Source organism: Phyllobacterium calauticae (genome assembly GCF_019991125.1).
In the GTDB taxonomy this organism is placed as follows: domain Bacteria; phylum Pseudomonadota; class Alphaproteobacteria; order Rhizobiales; family Rhizobiaceae; genus Phyllobacterium; species Phyllobacterium calauticae.
In genome coordinates this window covers 81626-105892 of record NZ_JAGENB010000004.1, presented here as the reverse complement: position 1 = coordinate 105892, position 24267 = coordinate 81626, and the positions used below count along the sequence as shown (strand labels likewise).

The 24267-nt window shown below is 53.8% G+C and carries 21 protein-coding genes; 14 read left to right on the top strand and 7 right to left on the bottom strand.

Going from position 1 to position 24267, the window contains the following annotated elements; genetic code table 11:
• Positions 1-4 precede the first annotated feature (4 nt).
• The 3 genes from J1W56_RS15905 to J1W56_RS15895 all read right to left on the bottom strand — a co-directional run bounded on the left by J1W56_RS15905 (position 5) and on the right by J1W56_RS15895 (position 3962).
• The gene (locus tag J1W56_RS15905) at positions 5-1195 is read right to left on the bottom strand and encodes a class I SAM-dependent methyltransferase (protein WP_223614244.1); all 1191 of its coding nucleotides are present in this window, start codon (positions 1193-1195) and stop codon (positions 5-7) included.
• A 97-nt stretch (positions 1196-1292) separates the two neighbouring features.
• Positions 1293-2957: a hypothetical protein gene (locus tag J1W56_RS15900; RefSeq protein ID WP_223614243.1), complete on the bottom strand. Its 1665-nt coding sequence runs from the start codon at positions 2955-2957 to the stop codon at positions 1293-1295.
• Between the two features lie 318 nt (positions 2958-3275).
• The gene (locus tag J1W56_RS15895; RefSeq protein WP_223614242.1) at positions 3276-3962 is read right to left on the bottom strand and encodes a class I SAM-dependent methyltransferase; all 687 of its coding nucleotides are present in this window, start codon (positions 3960-3962) and stop codon (positions 3276-3278) included.
• 1463 nt (positions 3963-5425) lie between these two features.
• Between J1W56_RS15895 and J1W56_RS15890 the strand changes: the two genes are divergently transcribed.
• From J1W56_RS15890 to J1W56_RS15845, 10 genes are all read left to right on the top strand, one after another.
• Complete coding sequence (locus tag J1W56_RS15890) at positions 5426-5515, top strand: K(+)-transporting ATPase subunit F (protein WP_163593559.1); 90 nt, start codon at positions 5426-5428, stop codon at positions 5513-5515.
• A gap of 34 nt (positions 5516-5549) precedes the next feature.
• Complete coding sequence (kdpA, locus tag J1W56_RS15885; RefSeq protein WP_223614241.1) at positions 5550-7253, top strand: potassium-transporting ATPase subunit KdpA; 1704 nt, start codon at positions 5550-5552, stop codon at positions 7251-7253.
• Positions 7254-7264: 11 nt separating this feature from the next.
• Positions 7265-7432 (top strand): hypothetical protein, encoded by a 168-nt coding sequence (locus J1W56_RS15880; protein WP_223614240.1) that lies wholly within the window; start codon positions 7265-7267, stop codon positions 7430-7432.
• Between the two features lie 43 nt (positions 7433-7475).
• On the top strand, positions 7476-9548 hold the full coding sequence (kdpB, locus tag J1W56_RS15875; protein ID WP_223614239.1) for a potassium-transporting ATPase subunit KdpB: 2073 nt from the start codon (positions 7476-7478) through the stop codon (positions 9546-9548).
• Positions 9549-9560: 12 nt separating this feature from the next.
• Complete coding sequence (kdpC, locus tag J1W56_RS15870; protein ID WP_223614238.1) at positions 9561-10124, top strand: potassium-transporting ATPase subunit KdpC; 564 nt, start codon at positions 9561-9563, stop codon at positions 10122-10124.
• Positions 10125-10192: 68 nt separating this feature from the next.
• Positions 10193-12898 (top strand): sensor histidine kinase, encoded by a 2706-nt coding sequence (locus J1W56_RS15865; RefSeq protein WP_223614237.1) that lies wholly within the window; start codon positions 10193-10195, stop codon positions 12896-12898.
• Positions 12895-13587: a response regulator transcription factor gene (locus J1W56_RS15860; RefSeq protein WP_223614236.1), complete on the top strand. Its 693-nt coding sequence runs from the start codon at positions 12895-12897 to the stop codon at positions 13585-13587. The genes J1W56_RS15865 and J1W56_RS15860 overlap by 4 nt, the downstream gene beginning before the upstream one ends.
• A gap of 45 nt (positions 13588-13632) precedes the next feature.
• Complete coding sequence (locus J1W56_RS15855) at positions 13633-14082, top strand: PTS sugar transporter subunit IIA (RefSeq protein ID WP_223614235.1); 450 nt, start codon at positions 13633-13635, stop codon at positions 14080-14082.
• A gap of 273 nt (positions 14083-14355) precedes the next feature.
• Positions 14356-14541: a hypothetical protein gene (locus J1W56_RS15850; protein WP_223614234.1), complete on the top strand. Its 186-nt coding sequence runs from the start codon at positions 14356-14358 to the stop codon at positions 14539-14541.
• 105 nt (positions 14542-14646) lie between these two features.
• Positions 14647-15273 carry a response regulator transcription factor gene (locus tag J1W56_RS15845; RefSeq protein WP_223614233.1) on the top strand — a complete coding sequence of 209 codons (627 nt, stop codon included), beginning with the start codon at positions 14647-14649 and terminating at the stop codon, positions 15271-15273.
• Between the two features lie 21 nt (positions 15274-15294).
• Here J1W56_RS15845 and J1W56_RS15840 read toward each other — a convergent pair whose 3' ends face one another.
• On the bottom strand, positions 15295-17007 hold the full coding sequence (locus J1W56_RS15840) for a sensor histidine kinase (RefSeq protein WP_223614232.1): 1713 nt from the start codon (positions 17005-17007) through the stop codon (positions 15295-15297).
• Positions 17008-17334: 327 nt separating this feature from the next.
• The gene (locus J1W56_RS15835; RefSeq protein ID WP_223614231.1) at positions 17335-18933 is read right to left on the bottom strand and encodes an ABC transporter substrate-binding protein; all 1599 of its coding nucleotides are present in this window, start codon (positions 18931-18933) and stop codon (positions 17335-17337) included.
• A 159-nt stretch (positions 18934-19092) separates the two neighbouring features.
• Here J1W56_RS15835 and pepT point away from each other — a divergent pair, with 159 nt between their 5' ends.
• Entirely contained in the window at positions 19093-20331 is a 1239-nt protein-coding gene (gene pepT, locus J1W56_RS15830) for a peptidase T (protein ID WP_223614230.1), read from the top strand.
• A gap of 10 nt (positions 20332-20341) precedes the next feature.
• Here pepT and J1W56_RS15825 read toward each other — a convergent pair whose 3' ends face one another.
• The gene (locus J1W56_RS15825) at positions 20342-21712 is read right to left on the bottom strand and encodes an MATE family efflux transporter (protein ID WP_223614229.1); all 1371 of its coding nucleotides are present in this window, start codon (positions 21710-21712) and stop codon (positions 20342-20344) included.
• 113 nt (positions 21713-21825) lie between these two features.
• On the bottom strand, positions 21826-22458 hold the full coding sequence (locus J1W56_RS15820; RefSeq protein WP_223614228.1) for a DUF2239 family protein: 633 nt from the start codon (positions 22456-22458) through the stop codon (positions 21826-21828).
• A 138-nt stretch (positions 22459-22596) separates the two neighbouring features.
• On the opposite strand from J1W56_RS15820, the gene J1W56_RS15815 reads away from it, so the two are divergent.
• The 3 genes from J1W56_RS15815 (at position 22597) to J1W56_RS15805 (ending at position 24241) form a co-directional block, all read left to right on the top strand.
• Positions 22597-22932 (top strand): GIY-YIG nuclease family protein, encoded by a 336-nt coding sequence (locus J1W56_RS15815; RefSeq protein ID WP_223614227.1) that lies wholly within the window; start codon positions 22597-22599, stop codon positions 22930-22932.
• 125 nt (positions 22933-23057) lie between these two features.
• Positions 23058-23651 carry a class I SAM-dependent methyltransferase gene (locus J1W56_RS15810; protein ID WP_223614226.1) on the top strand — a complete coding sequence of 198 codons (594 nt, stop codon included), beginning with the start codon at positions 23058-23060 and terminating at the stop codon, positions 23649-23651.
• Entirely contained in the window at positions 23651-24241 is a 591-nt protein-coding gene (locus tag J1W56_RS15805) for a DedA family protein (RefSeq protein ID WP_223614225.1), read from the top strand. Before J1W56_RS15810 ends, J1W56_RS15805 begins: the two co-directional genes overlap by 1 nt.
• Positions 24242-24267: the final 26 nt, after the last annotated feature.

Genomic DNA, 24267 nt, shown 5'->3' with positions numbered 1-24267 from the left:
GAAATTATTTCTTCTTAACAAAAATTGAGGAAATAAGGCGAGCGGCTTTGCGAGTGATTGGGTTTTTCGCCACTACACGCCTTAACGTTGATGTCATTCGCCAAGTTGTACTTGTTTCAATTGAATAGAGTTTCTGAGTGATGTCGTTAAACTCTCTATCAAGTCTTTTGTATTCCTCCTTGAGGGAGCCAAATGCGGCGCGAAGTACGTTTACTTCCTCCAGTTGGATATTGCGTGGAACCGATTGGACTTGTGATAGCTTGAGGTTCGCTAACTTCAGCTCACTACGAAGTGTATTCACAATGTTGAGTTGTGTTACAAGCTGATCTACAACCCCTGCATTTACCGAGGGAGAAGAGCGAATTTCCCGCATTAGGAATTCATCTTCGATGGTGCGCCAGTCGGCAGGATCAAAAAACTCCGTCGGCGTCGGCTCAATTGGCCAAGCTGTATCCGAGCAGATCGCTACGAAATAAAGAGGATCAGTGCTGCCACACGATGCGTTCCCAGTCCATTTTGGCACGTCAACGTGCGTAACATCCGTATTGCTTTCAGGAATATTGTAAAATCCATTATTATCGATCTCTACAATATTTGATGCCGCCCCCGAAAATTGCCCAAAGAATTTTACAACCTTGAACGAGTTGCTGAGGGCATCGCGGAACTCTTCGAATTCAAGTTCCTTCTTATGGTACGGATTGTCGTAGTCGTATCTGGCGCTATAATTTTCTCGGTTCGGGGTGGAAACGACTAAGAGACCTTGTTTGTGGAGAACTCTTTTCAGTTCCACTATGGCTGCCAGTGGATCTGCCACATGCTCAATGGTCTCAAAACAAGTTATTACATCAAAGTTCTCATTTTCAAACTCTAGGGAGCTGACGTCGCCCAATCTGAACTCAACATTTTCGATAGCTTCATATTTATGCCTTGCGAAGAGGACAGCGTCTTCGGCAATATCAACACCGGCAACGGCAGACGCAGCTTGCGCCAAAATAGCGGAGCCATATCCTTCACCTGACGCAATATCGAGAACCTTTTTATCGTTCACGAACTGGGACGCAAACGCGTACCTTGCAAGATGTTCTGCAGCAATTCTGCCGCCCATGCCCGGTAAATAGCGCTCTCCAGTGGATGGCAATATTGTCACCTCTTTCGGCGTCCTAATGCTGCCTTTTTCGAGCGATGGTGAGTTCATTAAAAACTTCCTCAGATTTGTGATTCCAGAACCTATTCGTGAATTATTCCGTTGAGACCATTTGACCGTGTCAAACTCGTGACGAAACAACCGTGATTTATGATTTCCCCATATAGCAGAAAGCAAGCGCAGACATATCTAAAGCAAAGAAACTCAGATCGGAACTCGCAGGCATATTGGATGTTGGCGCTATGAGAACAAAGCCAGATTGTGTTCCTTCCTGACGAAGCCCGATCATTTGCTTTCGAACTGTTCCAACTGCCTTGATGTTAGATTCCAGATCAGCCGCTGCGACAATGTCGGTCTTCAAGCCGGTAGCCTCGTCGTTTACGCTACCTTCGACGAGTAACCAGGCGGGCCCTCGATCAATGTTTGATATTTGTGAGGCGCAAGTGCCTTTATAGGTCAAGGCGCCTGAAAATAGATTCTTTGATATCAGACGATACCGTGCTTCCCCGAACAATGATAGGCCTCGTAGTTGCATTATTGACGCAATGATTTTGGCTGACTGATCCATGCTTAACGGATACAGGTTCAATATATCCGGTGCGCTATAAGCATTGTTTAAAAGCGCTGTTTCCGCATTCTCAAACCGCCGGCCGGCGATTTCCGCTTGGGCCATACGGTTAACCTGCGCGATGCTGGCGGCCGCAATTAGCAAAACGCATAGAATTTGTACCGGACGTGTGGTGGCCTGCCGAACGCGCAACTGCGCTGCTGTTGCGAAAAGTGCACACATAAAGAGGACGGAGATTGTAACATATCGGGCGCTGATCGCTTCGGCGATCGGCAGCTCAGATCTTCCCCAGCCTATTGCTGATGCTGAAAGAGCCAGCCAAAGGCCAAATGGGATTCCCCACAATCTTGCCAACGGTACGAGATCACTTCGCCAAGACTGATATGCCCGGAGGATCAGGCCAAGTGCCGACAGGACAAAAATTGCCCCAAATAATATGGCTGCAAAGTCGTAAACCCGCTCCGGTAAACCAATACCAAGAAATCGATAATCGATAGCAGTTCCCGGAAAGGAGCCCAAAACAGCTAGTGTAAAAAGTATTGCATATCGTATCGATTTAATACTTGTCTCGTGTCTATCAGGGTGATTTACAACTAAGAGAATAAAGAATATGGAAATCGTTGATAGCAAAAATGCCAGCTTCCAAATAGGGCGTATGCGTAGGAACAGGCAATAAATTCCAACAAATCCTATCAATAATACTCCAGCTGCTAGTGTTAGAGACGAAGCGATTGCCGACAATCCGGACAATAGCAGCCATAATACTTGATTGTGCGATGCGGAGGCTCTGCTTAAGCAATAAATTGATAAGAAGCCAAACGCAAAACAGCCCACAAACCCAACTTGGAACGACCAGGTTATATTTGTAAACTGTGTCGCGCTTAGACACGACATTGCCACTGCGCTGCACAGGAGTATATTTTGGGGTAAATTTTTTCGTATTTCGATGGCAAAAAATACCGATAGTGCTGCGAGCATACATGCTATTGCCGTAAGTTGTAATGTGCCGCGCCCTGATAGGAAATTATTATCCATCCAGAAAAACGCAGCGATAAAATTTATTATGTGCTCATTGTGTGAAAGTATTTTTGTGTAAAAAAATCTGTCCTCTGCGAATAATCTCCAATTATCGAAGTATGGTGCTGAAGTGTAGCTCGCATAAACGGTGTAGATATAAGTGGCTGCGAAGAATGCAAAAACAATGCTTATAACAAGCATTTGCCTTAAGGAATTTTCTTTATCCATTGGTCAGCCTTACATATTTTGGAAATGACCCGCGTTTTGTTGTTGGCGCTTCGAGCTTAGAGGCCATCGCGCGCAATGTTCTACTCACACAAGCGTTTATTCGTCCACGAGATAAAATCCCTTATGCAGATGTGATGCTATTGCCAAGGGTTGGTTATCTCTTAGCCGAGACTTTTTGCAACAACGCTCACTTGATTGCTCCATCCCTTGGGTGTGATCTGAGGTCTCATCCCATGGGTTTATAAAGTCTATACAAACCGCAAGGGGTTTATATCGAGTTAGTAGCGTATTGGATGCGATACGTTCAACGACCGGTTTTCAACCGGCGTTGTGAATGCAAGCGCTAATAGCTATGCCGGCTGGAAAGTCGAAAGTGTTGATTTTGACGCTATCAAAGCCAGCTTCAATCACCTGACGCCACATATCGGAGCCGTACTCAGTGTAAACCAGATAATCGTCGGTACCGGTCGTTGGAAACCCGTGATAGCTTTTAGCTAAACCCTCACGCGTACGCGACATCCTATCGACGATAACGGGAACTGTAAAAGCAAGAAGACCGCCCGGACGCAGAACGCGTCGGCATTCTTTCAGGGCTGCTACGGGATTCTTTACATGTTCCAGCGTGTCAGAGTGCACGACCAAATCAAATTTTTGATCAGCGTACGGCATCTCATGCATATCGACAGCCGGGTATTCGGCCAATATTCTATCGGAAAGGTCTGAAAGGGGCCTAGTCAAATCCGAAGCCTCGTTGATTTCCAGGGCTTTTAAGTGCGGAAACTCCCGAACGAAATCCCTGAACGTGCCCCTGAATGACCAGTGCTCCATTATTGAACCAGCAAGTGCGATGCTCCGAAAGTTTGTTCCGCATGCGTTGCATCGTGACCCCTGCTGTCGATCAATATATTTCCGCTCGACGTCGTTGATTTCCCACTCTGCAACAAGCCCGTCCCAAAGAACTTGGCTATGGCTAAATGACGTTCCGCCACAAACACTACATCGCATGAACAATTCCTATTTGTGCATTTACTGTCATTGGTAGCTCGCGATCAATTGGTTTCAGGCTCATTGGCCTCTGCTGTCTTATTTGTCAATCAGGAGATACTCTCTGTTGGCTTCCGGAAAGGGAGCGTTTGAGCTGGTTTGTCTGTAAATGAAATTGCAGGTGTTAATCGTTTGCACTGGACGGTGCTTAACACGAACGGCAGTTTCAGGCGAAATTGAGATGGTAGCTGACCAGCATCTTGGGCGAAAAGAAATTCGCTTGGTTATGGCTCTTCATCGTTGCCGGTTACATTCAAGTTCTGTAACATTTCCGGCAAGAGCGCCCGCATTTGCTATTGAACGGATATGATGCTGGTCAGGCAATGGTCACTGTTTTGCTTTCTTCAGAAAAATCCAAGAAGCTAGTCGGAATGCCTTTCGGACGATTACGTTTCGCGAGGCCACTCTCCGAAATATAGATGTCATCTTCCAAGTTGTGCTGGCTTCAATGGCATTTAGTCTTTGAGTAATGATATATATATATCCACCATCGCGCTATTTTTGTTAATGTCTCTATTGTATATATTTTTATAGTTTATTTCTCGCTCTTTATTTCGTATTTTATGTGCACGGTATTGAATTCTTTTTTAAGTGAATTAAAGGCTTTGCGAAGTATTTCTACCTCTTCCATATATCTGTGATCACGGAGCGAACTCGGTGAATAAAACACTTCCGTGGACGGCGGCATATCAACGGCTGCGGCAACTTCGACGAAATTTCTTTCGGGTGATGGGGAGTTCATCTGAGGTCGTCCTATCAGTCTATGTGAGAGCGATAAGGAAGATGTCCGGTTATTGCGCTTAAAATTGTTTTTGCCGTTCTCACTCTCATTCACCCCAAATGTTAACAGAGTCCAAGGGTAGTGTGTGTATCACCTTTGGATCGTTTACAATCTTGATATCAAATTTATATTTCGAATCTTTGACATAAATTAAAAATGAAATTGCCAAACTGATCGCACCCACATCACGTGTTAACAGGCGTGCAAGAAGTGAAACGGGAATCGTTTACCGTAAGGATAGAGGCGGTGATTTTGCTCGCTTTAGCGGTTTGACTGAGCGCCGGGTTATGTAAAGACCCCATCAGATGTCAGAAAAATAGTGCTGCTGAAGCTGCAACGCGGTTGATCCTTGGGATAGTCGTGATGTTGCAAGGGTCTTAACCACCTCGTCTCAAATCCTTATAGTTTCCTTATACCTCCTCTCTGTGTCCCGTCTCGAATTCTTATGTCCGAGGCGGCATAACTCCTTTGCTCAGCAATTTGTCTGAAAATACTTTTGAGTAATGATCGGCAATATTGATGCTGTCTATATAAGGAGTTCTCCAGATGGACTTTATTGTTCTTGGAATTGGTGTTTTGTTCTTTCTCATTTCGCTGGCTTATACAAAAGCCTGCGAAAATTTGTAATCGGAAGGATCGGATAATGACCATCGATTACATTCTCGGAGGTGGAGTGACCTTGTTCCTTCTTGCCTATCTCACTTACGCGCTGGTTCGCCCAGAGCGCTTCTGATCGCCTCTGACACCAGGCTTGGAAAGCTACACCTATGACTCTCAACGGCTGGATACAGATTCTCGTTTACTGCGGGATCATCATCTTACTTGTGAAACCGCTTGGCGGTTACATGACGCGTGTTTTTAACGGCGAGCGCACATTCCTTTCGCCCGTCCTCGTTCCGGTGGAGCGGGGCCTTTATCGTATTGCCGGAACAAGCGAGCGCGACGAACAACACTGGACCACCTATACGGCTGCATTGTTGCTCTTCAGCTTGGGCGGCCTCATTGTGCTCTATGCGCTGCAGCGGTTCCAGGGAATTCTTCCCTATAATCCCGCTGGCATGACGGCAACGGAACCCGGTCTTGCCTTCAACAGCGCTGTCAGCTTTGTCACCAACACCAACTGGCAGAACTATGGCGGCGAAAGCTCCATGTCCTATCTTGTTCAGATGGCCGGTTTCACCGTTCAGAACTTCGTATCGGCAGCCACAGGCATTGCGATTGCCATCGCCCTCATTCGCGGGTTTGCCCGCACGTCAGGCAGGTCAGTCGGCAATTTCTGGGTCGATCTGACGCGAAGCACGCTCTACATACTGCTCCCCATCTGCATCGTTCTGACGCTTGTCTACGTGTATCTCGGTGTTCCGCAGACACTCGGGACCTATGTGGATGCCACAACGCTCGAAGGCGCAAAGCAGACCATTGCCGTCGGCCCCGTCGCATCCCAGCTGGCGATCAAGATGCTCGGCACGAATGGCGGCGGTTTCTTCAATGCCAACTCGGCCCATCCCTTTGAAAACCCGGACGCCATCTCGAACTTCATCCAGATGGTCTCGATCTTTGCGATCGGTGCCGCGCTGACCAATGTTTTCGGCCGGATGGTTGGAAACCAACGTCAAGGCTGGGCTCTCTTCGCCGCCATGGGGGTTCTTTTCCTGGCCGGTGTCACCGCCTGCTACTGGTCGGAAGCCGCCGGCAATCCGCTGGTGCATGCCCTTGGGATCGATGGCGGCAATATGGAAGGCAAGGAGACCCGTTTCGGCATCGCTTTGTCGGCGCTTTTCGCCGTGATCACAACGGCCGCATCCTGCGGCGCGGTCAATGCCATGCATGACAGTTTCATGGCTATTGGCGGCATGCTGCCCATGATCAACATGATGCTGGGTGAGGTCATCATCGGCGGTGTGGGTGCCGGTCTCTATGGCATTCTGCTCTATGTGGTGATCGCGGTTTTCGTTGCCGGACTGATGGTCGGCCGCACGCCGGAATATCTCGGCAAGAAGATCGAAGCCAAGGAAGTGAAGATGGCCATGCTCGGCGTGCTGTGCCTGCCGCTTGCCATGCTTGGGTTCACGGCGATTGCATGCGTGCTGCCATCGGCTGTCGCTGCAACCGGCAATTCCGGCCCGCACGGCTTCTCCGAAATCCTGTATGCCTATACGTCAGCTGCCGCCAACAATGGCTCGGCATTCGGCGGCCTCAGCGGAAACACCACCTGGTATAATCTGACGCTCGCCATCGGCATGCTCATGGGCCGGTTCTTCGTGATCATTCCGGTCATGGCAATTGCCGGGTCGCTGGTCGTCAAGAAGACCGTTCCGGAATCCGCAGGCACCTTCCCAACCCATGGCGGTTTGTTTGTCGGACTTCTCATTGGCGTCATCCTGATCGTCGGCGGTCTCACATTCTTCCCGGCCCTGGCTGTCGGACCGATTGTCGAGCACCTCGCCATCGGTCTTGGCCAGACCTTCTGATGGAGCCTGTCATGCGTCACGGTTACCTGCAATTCAACGTCCACCCTCGCGCCGGCAAGCTGGCGCGAGGAGCAGCCAAGCGCGTGCGCGCCTCCGACATCATCCTTGGCATGACGCTGGTGATGCTGATCGTCTGGCTTGCGGCATACGCCTGTCTTCACACAGTCACAGCGTCATGATCGCCGCTGTGCCGTTACAAGAATTTCAAAACTGGAGTCTCAAATGAGCCAGTCCAAATCCGCGAGCCTTATGGACTCTCGCATACTCATACCGGCCATCGGAGGAGCTTTCAAAAAACTCGATCCGCGCAGCCTCATCAAAAACCCCGTCATGTTCGTGGTTGCTGTCGTTTCGTTCCTGACGACGGTACTGTTCCTCAAGGACCTGGCGACCGGCGGCCGCGATCTCGGATTTTCATTCCAGATCATCGTCTGGCTCTGGTTCACCGTGCTTTTCGCCAATTTTGCCGAAGCCGTCGCCGAAGGCCGCGGCAAGGCACAGGCTGATTCACTGCGCAAGGCGCGCACGGAAACGCAGGCCAAGCTTCTCACCGGCGACGATCGCACCAGCTTCAAACTGGTGCCCGGCACCAAGCTGAAGGTGGGCGATATCGTGCTGGTCGAGGCAGGTGATATTATCCCCTCGGACGGCGAAGTCATCGAAGGCATCGCCTCGGTCAATGAATCTGCCATCACTGGCGAATCCGCTCCGGTCATCCGCGAGTCCGGCGGCGACCGCTCGGCTGTCACCGGCGGAACCCAGGTCCTGTCGGACTGGCTGCGCGTGCGTATCACTGCCGCTGCCGGCTCCACATTCATCGACCGGATGATTGCGCTTGTCGAAGGCGCGGAACGGCAGAAGACACCCAACGAAATTGCGCTCAACATTCTTCTTGCCGGCATGACCCTGATCTTCGTGCTCGCAACGGCAACGATCCCAAGCTTTGCAACCTATGCAGGCGGCGCCATTCCTGTTGTTGTCCTGGTCGCTCTGTTTGTCACGCTGATCCCGACCACGATCGGCGCGCTTCTGTCGGCAATCGGCATTGCGGGCATGGACCGGCTGATCCAGTTCAATGTTCTTGCCATGTCCGGGCGTGCCGTCGAGGCCGCCGGTGACGTCGATACTTTGCTTCTCGACAAGACCGGTACGATCACGTTCGGCAATCGCCAGGCAACAGAATTCAGTCCCGTGACCGGCGTGACCGAGCAGGAACTGGCGGATGCGGCACAGCTTGCTTCCCTGGCCGATGAAACGCCGGAAGGCCGCTCGATCGTCGTATTGGCAAAGGAAAAATATGGCATTCGTGCGCGTGACATGGCGACATTGCATGCCACGTTCGTGCCGTTCACTGCGCAAAGCCGCATGAGCGGCGTGGATATCGATGGCTCGTCCATCCGCAAGGGAGCTGTCGATGCGGTTCTTGCCTATGTCAATTCCACAACCGTTGCGACGGGAACCGTCCGGGCAAGCGCCGAGCTGGTGCGTGAGCTGCAGTCCATCGCCGATCAGATAGCCAAGGCAGGCGGGACACCGCTTGCAGTGGTACGCGATGGCAAGCTGCTCGGCGTCATTCACCTGAAGGACATCGTCAAGGGTGGGATTCGCGAACGCTTCTCGGAACTGCGCCGCATGGGCATCAAGACTGTGATGATCACGGGTGATAACCCGCTGACAGCAGCGGCAATTGCGGCAGAAGCCGGCGTTGACGATTTCCTCGCTCAGGCCACTCCTGAGAACAAGCTCTCGCTCATCCGCGACGAACAGGCCAAGGGCAAACTCGTGGCAATGTGCGGCGACGGGACCAACGACGCGCCGGCGCTTGCGCAGGCCGACGTCGGTGTGGCTATGAACACCGGCACGGTGGCAGCACGTGAAGCGGGCAACATGGTCGATCTCGACAGCGATCCGACCAAGCTCATTGAAATCGTCGGCATCGGCAAGCAGCTGCTGATGACGCGCGGTGCACTGACGACGTTCTCGATCGCCAACGATATCGCCAAATACTTCGCCATTATTCCTGCAATGTTTCTGGCGTTCTACCCGCAGCTCGGCGCGCTCAACATCATGGGCTTGCAGACGCCGCAAAGCGCCATTCTGTCGGCAATCATCTTCAATGCCCTGATCATCGTTGCGCTCATTCCGCTGTCGCTCAAAGGCGTCAAGTACCGGGCGGTCGGTGCAGGGGCTCTCTTGAGCCGCAACCTTCTGATTTACGGCCTGGGCGGTGTCATCGTGCCATTCATCGGCATCAAAGCGATCGACATGGTCATCACCAGCCTCGGGCTCGCATAAAGGATCATTCCAATGTTAAAACAACTCAAACCCGCGATTGTCATGGTTATCGCCCTTACAGTGATCACGGGTCTCATCTATCCCCTGGGTATGACCGGGCTCTCGCAGCTGCTGTTTCCGCACCAGGCCAATGGCAGTCTGATCGAGAAGAACGGAACTGTCATCGGGTCCGAACTGATCGGCCAGGCGTTTGCAGCGGACAAGTACTTTCACGGCAGGCCATCGGCGGCCGGTGATGGCTACAATGCGAGTTCTTCCGGTGGTTCAAATCTCGGCCCGACAAATCCGAAACTGATCGACCGCATCAAGACCGATACGGCAGCATTGAAGGAAACGAATAGCGCTGCTCCTGTGCCAATTGATCTGGTGACCACTTCGGGCAGCGGTCTAGACCCACATCTTTCTCCGGCTGCGGCTCACTACCAGATTCCGCGCGTAGCAAAAGCCAGAGGTGTTGACGAGGCACGCATTCGCCAGCTGGTGGATCAGAACATACAGGCGCGCGAGCTTGGATTCATGGGTGAGCCGGTTATCAATGTGCTGGCGTTGAATCAGGCACTCGACGGTCTGAAATAAGCCGGTTAGCCTGAAATACCGGGAACGTGCGATGCGGGTTCCCGGTATTTTCGAAGGGGTCATGACACATGCCTGATGACGGCCGCGACACTGAACGAAGACCATCGCCCGAGGCGCTGCTGGAAAATGCCGAGCGAGAGACCCGCGGTCGATTGAAGATTTTTTTGGGGGCAGCGCCGGGGGTCGGAAAGACCTACGAGATGCTGATGTCCGGACGGGCGGCGATTGCCGAGGGCATCGATGTCGTTATCGGTGTGGTCGAGACACATGGGCGCAAGGAAACGGAAGCCCTTGTCAAAGGTTTCGAGGTCCTCCCCAAAGCCCGCATCAACTACAAGGACCACCAGCTTGAAGAGATGGACATTGACGCGATCCTGGCGCGCCGTCCGGCTCTTGTCCTCGTGGACGAACTGGCACACACGAATGCGCCTGGTTCACGCCATCCGAAGCGCTACCTGGATGTCCAGGAGATTTTAAGACACGACATTGATGTTTACTCCACCCTCAACATTCAGCATGTGGAAAGTCTGAATGATGTCGTGGCCCAGATCACCCATGTGCGTGTGCGGGAAACCGTGCCTGATTCCGTCATCGACGAGGCGGACGATGTTGAAATCATCGATCTCACGCCGGCAGATCTGATCAAGCGCCTGCATGAAGGCAAAGTATATGTTCCCGACACCGCCAAACGGGCGATAGAGAACTATTTCTCTCCGGGGAACCTGACGGCACTGCGCGAGCTCGCCTTGCGCCGCACGGCGCAGCGGGTCGACGACCAGCTTCTCTCGCATATGCAGGCGAACGCGATATCGGGACCCTGGGCTGCCGGCGATCGCGTCGTCGTGTGCATCGATGATCATCAGGGAGGAACCTCCCTTGTCCGCTATGCCCGGCGTCTCGCTGACCGGTTGCGTGCGCCGTGGACGGCACTCTATGTGGAAACGCCCGGATCAACGCGGCTCTCGGAAGACGACAAGGATCGCATTGCCTCCACCTTGCGGCTGGCAAGCCAATTGGGGGGAGATGCGATCACAACGCCCGGACGTGATCCTGCCGAAGAGATTGCCCGCTATGCACGGGAGAACAACGTCACGCACATTGTGACGGGCAAGCCGACAAAGCCGCGCTGGCGTGAGTTCTTCGAAGGGTCAGTGTCGCATGACCTTATCCGGCACGCCGGAAATATCAGTGTGCATGTGATTTCCGGAAACGAGCAGAACGGCGAACCGGCCCGTCAGAAAGCGCCGGAAATTCCGGAAGGGCGTTTCCAGCTCAAGGCCTATCTTCTGAGCACGGCATATGTCGCCGGAGCGCTTGCGGTGGGGCTGCTGATCTCGCGCGTGCTGGATGTGCGCAATATCGCCCTGGTCTTCCTGATGGCCGTGCTGGCATCGGCAGTGACGGTTGGACTCTGGCCGGCCCTGTTTGCGTCAGTGCTAAGCGCGGTTGTGCTGAACTTCTTCTTCCTTGATCCCCTTTACACCCTGGTCATCAGCGACCCGGAAAGTGTGATTGCGCTTGGCTTCTTTTTTGGTGTTGCGGTGATCGCCAGCAATTTGACGGCCAGGGTGCAGCGGCAGGCCGCGGCAGCGCGGCAACGGGCCAGAACAACGGAAGATCTCTATCTGTTCAGCAAGAAGCTGGCGGGAACGAGCACGCTCGATGATGTCCTGTGGGCCACAGCCTTTCAGATCGCATCCATGTTGAAACTACGGGTCGTGCTGCTTCTGCCGGAGAAGGGTTCTATTGAAGTGAAGGCCGGCTATCCGCCCGACGACACATTGGATGAGGCCGACATTGCGGCAGCGCGGTGGGCGTGGGAAAACAACCGGGCCGCAGGCAGGGGAGCCGATACCCTGCCGGGCGCAAAACGGCTCTATCTGCCCTTGCGAACGGGACGCATGGCCGTTGGTGTCATCGGTCTCGACAGCGACAAGAAGGGGCCTTTGCTGACGCCTGAACAGCAGCGCCTGCTTGACGCCCTGGCCGACCAGGCGGCGGTTGGCATTGAGCGAACACAACTGGCGGCTGATGTGGACAAGGCAAAGCTGGCGGCGGAAGCGGACCGTCTCCGCTCAGCCCTGCTGACGTCTATCTCGCATGATCTGAAGACTCCATTGGCTGCCATTATGGGTGCCGCCGGCACCTTGAAGGAATTCTCTCCCGTGCTTGCTGCTGCTGAACGTTCCGATCTTCTCTCGACAGTCATCGACGAATCCGAGCGTCTCAATCGCTTTATTGCCAATCTGCTCGACATGACCCGGATTGAGTCCGGGGCAATGGAACCGAATTTTGCCTATCACTATGCCGGGGACATCGTCGGTTCGGCGTTGAGCCGGGCAAAGAAGATCATCGGAACCCATAAGATCGAGATCTCGATACCGGATGACTTGCCGATGCTGAGGATTGATCCGGTCCTGTTTGAGCAGGTGCTTTTCAATCTGCTGGACAATGCCGCGAAATATGCCCCCGATGGTTCGGCTCTGCGGATACAAGCCTGGTCGGATGACGGATCGGTCATCCTTCAGGTGATGGACGAAGGTCCAGGTATTCCCGTTGAGGATCTCGAAAGGGTCTTCGACAGTTTCTACAGGGTGAGCAAGGGTGATCAGGTCAAGGCGGGAACCGGATTGGGGCTTTCCATTTCCCGCGGATTCATTGAGGCAATGGGCGGCACAATCACGGCGGAACAAAGAACCGATCGGTCAGGAGCAGTTTTCACCATCAGAATGCCGGCTTCCCGGACCGTTCCCAGCATGGATGCCAGGCCGTGACAAATTCCAGCGTCAGGATCCTTGTCGTGGACGATGAGCAACCCATTCGGAAACTGTTGCGGGTCGGCCTTGGTACGCAGGGTTACAATGTCCTGGAGGCGGGGAATGCCACCAGCGCGACCGAGCAGGTGGAAGCCCATCAGCCCGACCTGATTTTGCTCGACCTCGGTCTTCCCGATGTTTCTGGTCTCGATCTTCTGCGCCGGTGGCGCAAGGAGGGCTCGGATATTCCGGTGGTCATACTGTCAAGCCGTACCGATGAACGGGGTATAGTGGAGGCGCTGGAGCTTGGAGCCGATGATTATGTCGTCAAGCCGTTTGGAATGAATGAGCTGGTCGCACGCATTCGGGTTGCCCTGCGGCATCGCCTGCAGCAGCAGGGGGAGTTGCCGGTTTTCGAAACCGGCGGTCTGTCCGTCGATCTGGTGAAGCGGATTGTGAAGGTCGACGGCAGTGAAGTGAAGCTGTCGCCGAAGGAATACGATATCCTCCGCGTTCTGGTGCAGCACGCCGGCAAGGTGCTTACGCACCGCTTTCTCCTGTCACAGGTGTGGGGTGGCTCTGCGGATGTCCAGTATCTGCGCGTCTACATCCGACAACTCCGGCAGAAAATTGAGCAACTGCCGGATCAGCCGCGATACATCGTGACGGAGACCGGCGTGGGGTATCGTCTGAAAGAAGCTGACTAGGATTGCCGCGTGCTTGTACGCAGGGATTTGCAATTGGAAATGAGAATGAAATTGGCTGATTATCTCAATCTTGATGATGTGATGTACGATCTGGAGGTGTCATCCAAGACGCAGGCACTGCATGCCATGGCGGATGTTGTGAGCAGGGATGCGGGAGTGCCGGCGGCGGCTCTCTTGGCTGCGCTGCAAAAGCGCGAGCGTCTCGGTTCCACCGGCATCGGACAGGGCGTTGCTATTCCGCATACACGGATGGAAGGGATCGATAAGCCAAGAGCCTGCCTGGCAAAGCTGAAGAAGGCCGTCGAGTTCGATGCCATTGATGATCTGCCGGTGGATGTCATTCTCATGCTGATCACGCCGGACGCTGAAGCAAACAGACACTTGAATGTGTTGGCGCATTTTACGCGAAAACTGAGAGTTCCGGGGGTGCTCGAACAAATGCGAACCGCCGGGGATGCAAGGACGCTTTGCGCGTGTCTGACAGATATAGCGTGACATCCGCTGTGTCCCGTGCGCACCAGACGGCCTCAGCATACGCCATATTCTGTGTCGTTGCCGACTGGAATTCCACCGCGCGTTTGCAGTATTCATATCAAAAAGTATAAGGAACCGATGTCGCCGATCAGTGTTCAAGTCGAATATCGGCGTTTCATGCGGGGCCTAAAAATTATATGAGATTTTTATATTCTGGGTGTGGTGCTGCAATGGATTTCATATGTTGAATTCATTATTTTAAACAGGGACATGAACCAGATATAGTTGAATAGAATGCGCGATCTTACCTACGTTCTGGCTATCATTGCCATCATGCTTCTTGCGTGTCAGGCCAAGCCAAGGTCTGGAATATCACCGCTTCGGACGGCAAAGGTCAGACTCAGCGATGCGGACGTGGCGGTTCTCGTTTTCACGCTCACCCTGGCCGTCCTCATCGTTGCCATGGCTGTTTCAATCTGAACGCCTGGCAGCTACCTGAATAGGTACAAGTACGGATACATTGTCATGTGAGTCTGTGATCGTGTGGCGGGGTATTCTCCGCCTGCTCGACGGCAAGGTTTCGGTTTGCCCATTGCTGCTGCCGCCAGACAAGGTCACGTTTTGATGCGCTATCCAGTCTACCTCGTTGACGATGATGCTGCCGTCCGGGAGGGGCTCTGTCTGCTCTTCGAGGCCTACAGGATCAATGTCATTGCTTTTGATGGCCCGTTGACCTTTCTTCGTGAGGTCAGCCTGTTGCCACCCGGATGCCTGCTTCTGGATTTGCAGATGCCGGAGCTGAACGGGCTGGAATTGCAGAAGGAACTGATCGGCAAAGGCATTGACTGGCCTATCATCATTATTACCGGGTATGGAGATCTGAGGAGTTGCCGCACGGCGTTTCAATCGCGCGTCGTTGATTTCCTGGCCAAGCCTGTCGATCCGGAGCAGCTTTTTGAAGCGCTCAGGAAAGCTGAATTGCTTCTCGAAATTGTTTTGGAAAAGCGAGAGGCCGAAACGTTGTTCGCGTCATTGACCCCGCGCGAAAATGAAATCATCAATCTCGTCTGCCGGGGATGGGGTTCGAAGGAAATTGCAACGTCATTGAACATCTCATTGCGGACGGTCGATGCGCACCGGGCCAATATTTCCGAGAAACTGGGCACGACATCCGTGGCTGAATTTGTGCAGATGAAAATGAGGGTTCAGTAGGGCATCGACGCGCTTTGTTCTTTATCCGGCATATCGCTTGTTGGCGCGGGCGGTGAAATGCTTGATGTCATGTTCCCGTTGCATTCCGTTGGTTGCGTCGGAAGCGACTAGCGGTATGCAAGGTGCTGTTGCTGAACGAGTCTCCGCTTTTGGCAGGGTAATCGTGAAGACCGCGCCATCTTTGTTCGAAGCGGTGAGCAGCCCGCCGACGCGTTGCACTATTCTTTGGGACAACGAGAGACCCAATCCCATTCCGCTGCTCTTGGTTGTGAAGAAGGGCTGAAAGAGCTGTGCAAGTGTATCCGGGCTCAAACCGGGCCCGTTGTCTGACACTTGGATGATATTCACGGTGTGATCTGCGATGGTGTGGATGGTTATACGCTTTTGCGGCTGCTCCGATGTGCCGAGTGCTTCAATCGAGTTGCGGACCAGATTGTGGACGACTTGTTCAAGCTCTACCCGATTGATGTTTGCAACGGGCGAAGGCTCTGCAAGACAAAGCACCAACGAAACGTTCCTTTGTTTGATCTCCAAATTGAGAATCTCGACAATCTCCAGGATCGCGCTGTTAAGCGTCGTGATTTCAGGGGCCGCGGCTGTATTTGCAATGTAATCACGAATCCTTCCGAGTATTCGGCCGGCTCTTCTTGCATCCCGGACGTTGGCATCCATTGCCTGTTTCAGGAGGCCGGTGCGGGGGGCTTTTTCCTCGAGTACCTTGAGGCTCGCCTGGCTTTGGCTGAGCAGTGATGTGAGAGGTTGCGCTAGTTCGTGGATAATGCCGGCTGCAAGCTCCCCGATGGCATTGACGCGTGCCGCATGCTCCAGCCGGTTCTCCTTTTCCAGTCTCGCGGCACGCCCCAGTGCTTCTTCCTCCGATTGCCGCAGGCGCTGGGAGAGCCGGCGTTGGTGCAGCGTATGATAGGCTGCCGCGACCGCTGCGGCGGAAAGACAGCAATATGCTGCAAGTCCCATCGGATTAAACAATTCACTCAGATCAACAGTTTCGCTTATGCGAAACACCGTCCCTTCGGGGAAGTTGGTGAGGTCCTCCGACGCGGTTTTGTGCAGACTGGAAACGATTGTTTTTTCGAGCCGAAGCCAGGGGGAGAAAAACGAATCCTGTTCGTCATTCAGTAGGATGGCAGGGACGCCGCCAATGATCCACTCGACCTCCGGTGAGCCGGACAGCAGGAGTGGCTTGATCATTTGTGCTACATCCAGAAGCATGACAATAGCGTAATGTGCATTGCCATTTTCAACATGCGCTGTTGTGAAATAACGCCCGGGAAAGCGTGGATCAGCGAATCCGCGGATCATACCACGGGGCTGGTTAATGACGGTTGGGAGCACTGCAGGTATTGCCGCAACGTCAGTGGTCGAGGGAAAACTGGCCATGAGGGTAGCGTGAGAGGGGTGATCGCCTTTGGGGAGCTCGTACAAATGGATCAGGTGTATGCGAGGGCAAGCGTCCATTATATGCTGAACCAGCGAGCTGAATACCTTCATGGATTCAACACCGGATACGGTTGAAAAACCCTCCAGGGATTTGACGAAAGCAAAATTCTGGGCAATGCGGCGATCAACACTGGTTGTGATCTCATTGGCCTTTGCCGCGAACATGTCCGACTTGTCCCGAAAAATCGTGACGGCCGACACGGAAACATACACCAGCAGGGCAATGCACCAGATGGATACCGCAATTATCAGGGAAGGCTTCAGGTCTTTCTGCATGTCTCTGCAACTTATAAATTTGTTTATGTATGAAATATATTGCGTGCGGATTTCTGGTTATCTCAGAAGCCCAGAACGAAAATACGGTTCATGCGTTTTTCAGAGCATAAAACCGTCACCAGCCTAAATAATATTGCCTGCCGATATTAGGTGCTTCCCGATTGTGAAAGCCCGGCATCGTAATAAGGTAACTTATCTCTAGACGTATTTCAATGATGTTGACGAGCCGCAGTATTGGCCACATCAGCACCGGCATCAACAACGCTCGGATACTGTAAAGAATTGCGCAGGGGCCGGGCATTGTCCCGGCCCCGTCGCTTAACGATCTTATTCGTCGATGTCGACATCTTCAAACAGATTGCCGCCGAATGGATCAACGCGGAAATCCTTCACCTTGGCACTAATCGGTTGCTGGACGATCTGATGGGCAATCGTCAGCCATGGTGCCTGCTCCTTGAACACGACCTGAGCCTGTTCATACAGCTTTGTTCTTTCAGCCTGGTCCGTGGTCAGTTTGGCTGCCTGGATCAGTTTTTCAAAGTCTTCGTTGCACCAGTTGGCGCGATTGCCGCTGCCAATAGCCTGGCAGCCCAGAAGGGCCGCCAGAAAATTGTCCGGATCGGCAATGCCGCCCGTCCATCCGAGAATGACTGCGCCGTCCCGGTCTTTTTCCAGTGACCGCTTCAGGTACTCGGTCCAGTCATAGGAAACGATTTCAGCCTTGATGCCAACTTTTGCCAGGTCAGACTGCATCATTTCGGCGGTCCGGCGCGCGTTGGGCATGTAAGGACGCTGAACCGGCATGGCCCAGATTTTCATCGAAAGATCTTTGACGCCAGCCTCTGCGAGCAGTTTCTGCGACTGCGCGGGATCATAGGCATCGTCCTTGACGGCTGCATTGTATGACCAGACACCCGGCGGAATGGCGTTGACGGCAACCATGCCGGTCGAGCCGTAGACCGCATCGATGATCGCCTGCTTGTTGACGGCCATGTTGATGGCCTTGCGCACGCGCACATCATTGAAAGGTGCGACCAGCGTGTTGTAGGCCATGAACGCAATGTTTAAGCCTTCCTTTTGCAGGAGGTTGATCGCCGGGTCGGTTTTCATCTCAGCCAGATCGGCCGGGTTCGGGTAAGCCATGACATGGCATTCGCCAGCCTTGAGCTTCTGGTAGCGGACAGAGGCATCCGGAGTTACGGCGATGATCAGATTATCGATCTTCTGCTTCCCGCCCCAGTAATCGGGATTGGCCGTATAGCGAACGGCTGTGTCCGGCTGATAATCGACAAACTGGTAGGGACCGGTTCCAATAGGTAACAGGCCAAATTCGTCCTGCTTGCCCTCGGCCAAAAGCTTGTCCGCATATTCCTTGGATTGAATGACTGCGAATGTGAGGGAAAGGGAAGCGAGCATCGTGGCTTCCGGACGGGTAAGGACGAACTTGACGGTATGCTCGTCGATTTTTTCGATTTTGCCGATGAGGCTCGGGAACGAATAGGAATTGTATTGCGGCCAGACTCCCTTACCATTGTAGGGATTGGCCTTGTTCCCCTGACGGTCGAACGTAAAGATGACGTCATCCGCATTGAAATCGCGCGTCGGGGTAAAGTAGCTCGTTGTCTGGAATTTCACGCCCTTGCGCAGGTGAAACGTATATTCTTTCCCGTCGGCGGAAATATCCCAGCTTTCGGCGAGGCCCGGCTCCAGTTCGGTCGAACCGCGTTTGATCTTGATGAGGCCATTGGAAACATTGCGTGCGGAGGCGTCATATGTCGCACCCGATGTGGTGCTCGCAGCGTCAAAGCCGTCTGGTGCGGCTTCCGAGCAATAAATCAATGTCTTTGCGGAAGCGACAGCCATAGTTGTTCCGCTCAATCCGAGGGCAAGGATAGTCGCTGAAAGAATTTTCTCGGGAAGTTTCATGTCGTCCTGTCTTTTCTGGGAATCAACGTATCACATGGATGGGATCGGAATTTATCGGCGAGGGCTCAGGGCAATGCAATACAAATATGTCACCTAAACGCTTGTCCTGAAAAGTGGAATCATCGAAACCAGCATCTTTGATCAGAGGCAGAGAACGCAATGGACATTGTTGAACGATTTCTCAACTACACACGCATCAATACCACGACGGTCCCCGGCGCAGGTCATTTGCCTTCGAGTGCCGGTCAATCAGTATTGGCGCGCTTGCTGGCCGGAGAGTTGCGTGACCTGGGGCTGGATGTCGAGGAACGGGAGCATTCGATCGTGGTGGGGACACTGCCGAGCAATGCAACCGACAAGAATCGCACGATTCCAACCGTGGCGTGGGTCGCCCATCTCGACACCAGCAGCGAGTACAATACGGATACCAAAGCCCAGATCGTGCAGTATGAAGGCGGCGATATCGTCTTGAATGAACAGCTTCAGGTCGTTATGCGCCCGGGCGATTTTCCCGAGCTGGCGCGTTATGCCGGTGACCGGATCATCGTTACCGATGGAACAAGCTTGCTCGGCGCGGATAACAAGTCAGCCATAGCCGAGATCATGCATGCGATGCAGACGCTTCAGTCGAATCCCGGGATTGAACATGGCGAGGTGAAGGTCGTGTTTGTCCCGGATGAGGAAATTGGCCTTCTGGGAGCCAAGGCGCTGGATGTCAAAACCCTCAATGCCGATTTCGCCTACACGCTGGATTGCTGTGAGATTGGCGAGATCGTGCACGAGAACTGGAATGCGGGTGAGTTCCACATCACCTTCCACGGGCAGACCGCGCACCCGATGTCGGCCAAGGGCAAGCTGCGCAATGCCGTGCTCTTTGCCCAGCAATTCATCGCCATGCTGCCGGCAGGTGAAAGACCGGAATATACGGAAAACCGCGAAGGCTACTACTGGGTCAAATCCATTCATGGCACGGTTGCCGAGACGCGGATCGTTCTCGACATCCGTGACTTTACCCAAGCCGGGTTCGACCATCGGCGCCGCTTTGTCGAGACCGTCGTGGAGAGTTTTAATCAACTCCACGGTGCCCAGACTGTAACGGCAGCATATCAGCCAATGTATCGCAACGTTGCCGATAGTTTGCAGGGTCCCAATCATTATCCGGTACAGCTGGCGCTGGAGGCGATGCGGGCGATTGGCGTATCGCCGAAGTCGATCCCCATGCGTGGCGGCTATGACGGCGCGGTGCTGTCGGAAAAGGGGCTGCCTTGCCCCAATCTGTTTTGCGGCGCCCATAATTTTCATTCGATCTACGAATTTCTGCCGGTGCGTTCGCTCGAAAAGGCTTCCGAGATGGTGGTCGAAATCCTGCAACGCGCAGCGCGTGCGCCGCACGATTGACCCTGGTCATTCAGACCAGGCGTGTGATGTGGTGAGGTTGCCATGAAAAACGAAAGTACAGCATCTGAAAGAGCAGTGTTGTGACGAAGGTCGTGGCATAGGCAATCCATATTCCAGTCAGCCCGATCTTGGCATTCATGAAGTAGGCCAGCGGTATTTCCACTGCCAGGATGGCGAGAATTGACAGGCCAGCCGGATTGAGCACAGTACCGCTGCCGCGCATCACGCCGGTCAGGACACTGGACGCTCCGGCCGCCAAAAGACTCCAGAGCACAATATGCAGAAGCTGTATTGCTGTAGCGGCGACCTCACTATCGGTTATGAACAAGCCGACAATCGGGTTGGCAAACGCATAAGCGAAGATGACGAAGCCACCCGTTGTGACGACATTCAGCCATAGGCCGGTGTGCAGGATTTTGCCGATCCTGTCTGCCCGGCCTGCACCGATGGCGTGGGCGGTCAAAATCGACGTTGTGATGCCAAGCGACATTACTGGAAGCTGTACCCAGTGCATCACCTGATTGATTGCCCCGTAGGCTGCTGTTGCATTGGCGCCATGCCGGTTTACCAATCCAAGCAGGACCATCTCAGCTACCGCCATCGTCAGCATCAGCACAGCCATTGGAAGACCTATGCGCAAGATGGCTTTGGCAAGATGGAGATTGATCCGCATCTGGAAAAGCTTTCGGAAATCCGGCGCAAGAGGGTGATTTTTGCGTCGCCAATGCCCAGCAAGCCACAGCATCGCAATGATGGCGCCGACAAAAGCTGAGATGGGTGCGCTGGCTACACCAAGGGACGGTATGCCAAACCAGCCACGAATGAATGCGGGGGTGCAGACAAGAGAAGCGACTGTAGCGATTGAGAGAGCTAGTAACGGTGTCACTGCGTCGGATACGCCACGGCTCATCGACGTTGTCAGCCAAAGTGTAAAGATGATCGGTATCCCTGCCAGCATTGTGCGCGCATAAATCGTGGCATCGGCTTGGATGTCTGCGGGTGTCCCAAGCATCGATATGATTTTTTGCGCAAACAAGCTTCCGACTATGCTGACGATGAAACCCGCAAGGATCATCATTCCCAAAGCTGTGCCCGCCACAGTCCGGACCTTCCCGCGGTCGCCGCTACCCCAGGCTTGACCGATGAGAACTGTCGCACCACTGCTCAGGCCGATAACGATTGAGAACAACAACAGGACGATCGGAAAGAATGCCGATGCAGCTGCAATCGCTTTGACGCCGAGAAATTGGCCCAGAAAGATTCCGTCAATCGTGCCTGATGCCGCCTGCAATACATTGGTCAGCATCATCGGCAGGAGGATGGCAATGAATGTGCGCCATAGGGGCCGTGTAGCTCTTGGCGCGATACTCTGTTGGGTCATGTCAAGTGTCAGGCACAAGCCTGCCCTTCGGGAGCGGCATTTCGCTCCAGTTCTGATGGGTTGGATAGTCGTATATTTTGTCGAAGTGCGCCTTCCCGCCCGGAAAGTGGTGCTTACTGTCTGCCGTATGCCAGCTTTATCGCGTACTGGCGCACGTCGGTTGGCCATTCGCTGACCCGTTCGACAAAAGCGGTCTGATTGCCGGCAAACAAAGCCCGGATTGCGTCTTCAAAACCGGGCATATTGCCCGCCATCGCCAATGCGAAGTGGTAGGCCGCTTCCTGGGCGGCACGGGTTTTGGTTTCACTGCCGCCCGCCTTTCTGGCTTCGTCGATCAACCGCCTGAGCGCAACGGATGCACCCCCGCTTTGCTCGGCAAGCCACTCCCAATGCCGCGGCAGAAGTGTGACTTCCCGGGCAATGACGCCGAGTTTTGGCCGTCCTCGCCCACGCGGTGCAGGTGCGGGCAGGCCGTCCTCGGGTTCCCGTGACGCTTGGCTTGCATTTTGCCAACCGTCATCATCCTTCGACGACTGCAACAACCGTGCAATGATGTCGGTCTTTGTACCGCGCAGATCGAGATCCACGACGCGGCCAGTCATGTCGTCAAAGACGAGGAGAGGTCCGGAAGTGTCGCTTTCTTCGGAAGTATTCTTTACGGCCAAGGCCACTTCGACCAGGGGGCCGGACAAGAGAAGGTGTGTGCCGTCGAAAGCGGTGCAAGGTCGGGAAAGATGGTCGGTCATGACAGGTACTCGATTGATATTTGATTTATATCCGGGTTATAAAATGAAAAGTCAATATCATCCGGGTAATAAATTGACGAAATTCGGATTGACTGCTATGGGGCTTTGACTTGAAAACTCTTGTGAACGGAACGACGGATGAAGACCGAGGACAAAAAGGCGGCGATCGCGGCCTATAAGGAAAGAAAAGCGATCATCGGCATTTATGCCGTCCGCTGCCTCGCGTCGGGCAAAATCTGGATTGGCCAAAGCACCAACCTTGATACGATCCAGAACCGCCTGTGGTTTACGCTTCGTCTTGGCAATCATCCGTGCCGGGACCTGCAGCAGGCCTGGAACCATGGGACATCGGACGATTTCGTGTTCGAGGAACTCGAGCGAATGGAGGACGAGAAACTGGCCTATGTCCGTCAAGCCCGTCTCAAGGAGCGTGTTGCATATTGGCGTTCTTCGCTTGGCGGCGCTGCCATTTAACCAGCGGCAGGGCCTGCCGGAATCGCCAAGCCAAACGTGTAAATTCTTGCCGGGCATGCCAGACTGTCACAATGTTTGCGCTCGCACATGGTGGAACCCGCAACGTTCCTCATGTGAGATTTTGAATGGCTCAAACAGATATTCTTCGGTTCTTCAGTGCCTGGCTGCGCGCACCCCTACGCGTCGCATCGGTAACACCATCCAGCAACAGTCTGTCGGCTTTGATGACCGAGCACATATCGCCGTGTCACGGCCCTGTTCTGGAGCTTGGCCCCGGGACGGGCGTGTTCACATCGGCCCTGCTGAAACGCGGCATTGCAGAGCGCGACATCACGCTGATTGAGTATGGGCCGGAGTTCGTGCCTCTCCTCAAGGTCAGATTTCCCGATACCAAACTCTACCAGATGGATGCGCGGCATATCGGGGAGCGCGGTCTCTTTGAAGGCGCGGTTTTCGGCAATGTCATCAGTGGATTGCCGCTTCTGTCGATGAAACCCGCCATCGTCCTGGCGATCCTTGCAGGATGTTTTTCCCGGTTGCGCCGTGACGGTGGATTTTACCAGTTTACCTACGGCCCCAAATGCCCGGTATCATCCTTGCTCCTGCACAAGCTCGACCTCAAGGCAGAGAAGACCGGCTGGACGTTCCGCAATTTCCCGCCGGCTTCAGTCTACCGCATCACCCGCCATCAGGTTCCCTCGCTCGGGAATGCGCGCTGATGGATTCTCCGCTTTATGCATCGCTGCTGGACATGGGATTGCTTGGCATTGTCGCTCTTGCCTTCGCGGAGAAGCTGATCCCGGTTCTTCCGTCTTATCTCATGCTGGTGTTTCTCGGTGCGACATATGTGTCGGGCGTCCCGGAACTGATTGTTCTCGTGCTCGCCACCGTGTGCGGGTCCACGTTGGGTGCCCTGTTCTGGTATGGCATTGGCCGGTTGGCGGGAAAGGAACGAACGGATGCGCTTGTCGCCCGTTTCGGCCGCTATATTTTCCTGCCGGTCACCCGGTACCGCGCCATGGCCAACGCCTACGAGACAAATCAGTTCTGGGTTACGCTCGTCGCCCAGACCATTCCGACGATCCGGATATTCCTGGCAATGCCAGCTGGTGTCTTGCGATTGAAATTGCAAGGCTTTCTGCCGGCAACCATTCTCGGCATCTTTGTCTGGAATACGCCCTTGGTCGGTCTCGGCTTCCTGTTGCGTCAATCGGAACGTGATCCGCTGCAGATGGGAATAGCTGTTGTTGGCGCTATTCTTCTGGGTGAACTGGCCGTTGGATTGATCTTTCGCCGTGTGCGTGGATGAGTGGCACCTTCCGCATGCAAGGGCGT

Coding starts and splice junctions, on each gene's coding strand:
- kdpB (WP_223614239.1), top strand. CDS start 7,476: ATGAGCCAGTCCAAATCCGCGAGCCTTATGGACTCTCGCATACTCATA.
- J1W56_RS15900 (WP_223614243.1), bottom strand. CDS start 2,957: ATGGATAAAGAAAATTCCTTAAGGCAAATGCTTGTTATAAGCATTGTT.
- J1W56_RS15855 (WP_223614235.1), top strand. CDS start 13,633: ATGAAATTGGCTGATTATCTCAATCTTGATGATGTGATGTACGATCTG.
- J1W56_RS15815 (WP_223614227.1), top strand. CDS start 22,597: ATGAAGACCGAGGACAAAAAGGCGGCGATCGCGGCCTATAAGGAAAGA.
- J1W56_RS15825 (WP_223614229.1), bottom strand. CDS start 21,712: ATGACCCAACAGAGTATCGCGCCAAGAGCTACACGGCCCCTATGGCGC.
- J1W56_RS15880 (WP_223614240.1), top strand. CDS start 7,265: ATGCGTCACGGTTACCTGCAATTCAACGTCCACCCTCGCGCCGGCAAG.
- kdpC (WP_223614238.1), top strand. CDS start 9,561: ATGTTAAAACAACTCAAACCCGCGATTGTCATGGTTATCGCCCTTACA.
- J1W56_RS15850 (WP_223614234.1), top strand. CDS start 14,356: ATGCGCGATCTTACCTACGTTCTGGCTATCATTGCCATCATGCTTCTT.
- J1W56_RS15835 (WP_223614231.1), bottom strand. CDS start 18,933: ATGAAACTTCCCGAGAAAATTCTTTCAGCGACTATCCTTGCCCTCGGA.
- J1W56_RS15810 (WP_223614226.1), top strand. CDS start 23,058: ATGGCTCAAACAGATATTCTTCGGTTCTTCAGTGCCTGGCTGCGCGCA.
- J1W56_RS15805 (WP_223614225.1), top strand. CDS start 23,651: ATGGATTCTCCGCTTTATGCATCGCTGCTGGACATGGGATTGCTTGGC.
- J1W56_RS15905 (WP_223614244.1), bottom strand. CDS start 1,195: ATGAACTCACCATCGCTCGAAAAAGGCAGCATTAGGACGCCGAAAGAG.
- J1W56_RS15865 (WP_223614237.1), top strand. CDS start 10,193: ATGCCTGATGACGGCCGCGACACTGAACGAAGACCATCGCCCGAGGCG.
- J1W56_RS15890 (WP_163593559.1), top strand. CDS start 5,426: ATGACCATCGATTACATTCTCGGAGGTGGAGTGACCTTGTTCCTTCTT.
- kdpA (WP_223614241.1), top strand. CDS start 5,550: ATGACTCTCAACGGCTGGATACAGATTCTCGTTTACTGCGGGATCATC.
- pepT (WP_223614230.1), top strand. CDS start 19,093: ATGGACATTGTTGAACGATTTCTCAACTACACACGCATCAATACCACG.
- J1W56_RS15895 (WP_223614242.1), bottom strand. CDS start 3,962: ATGCGATGTAGTGTTTGTGGCGGAACGTCATTTAGCCATAGCCAAGTT.
- J1W56_RS15840 (WP_223614232.1), bottom strand. CDS start 17,007: ATGCAGAAAGACCTGAAGCCTTCCCTGATAATTGCGGTATCCATCTGG.
- J1W56_RS15820 (WP_223614228.1), bottom strand. CDS start 22,458: ATGACCGACCATCTTTCCCGACCTTGCACCGCTTTCGACGGCACACAC.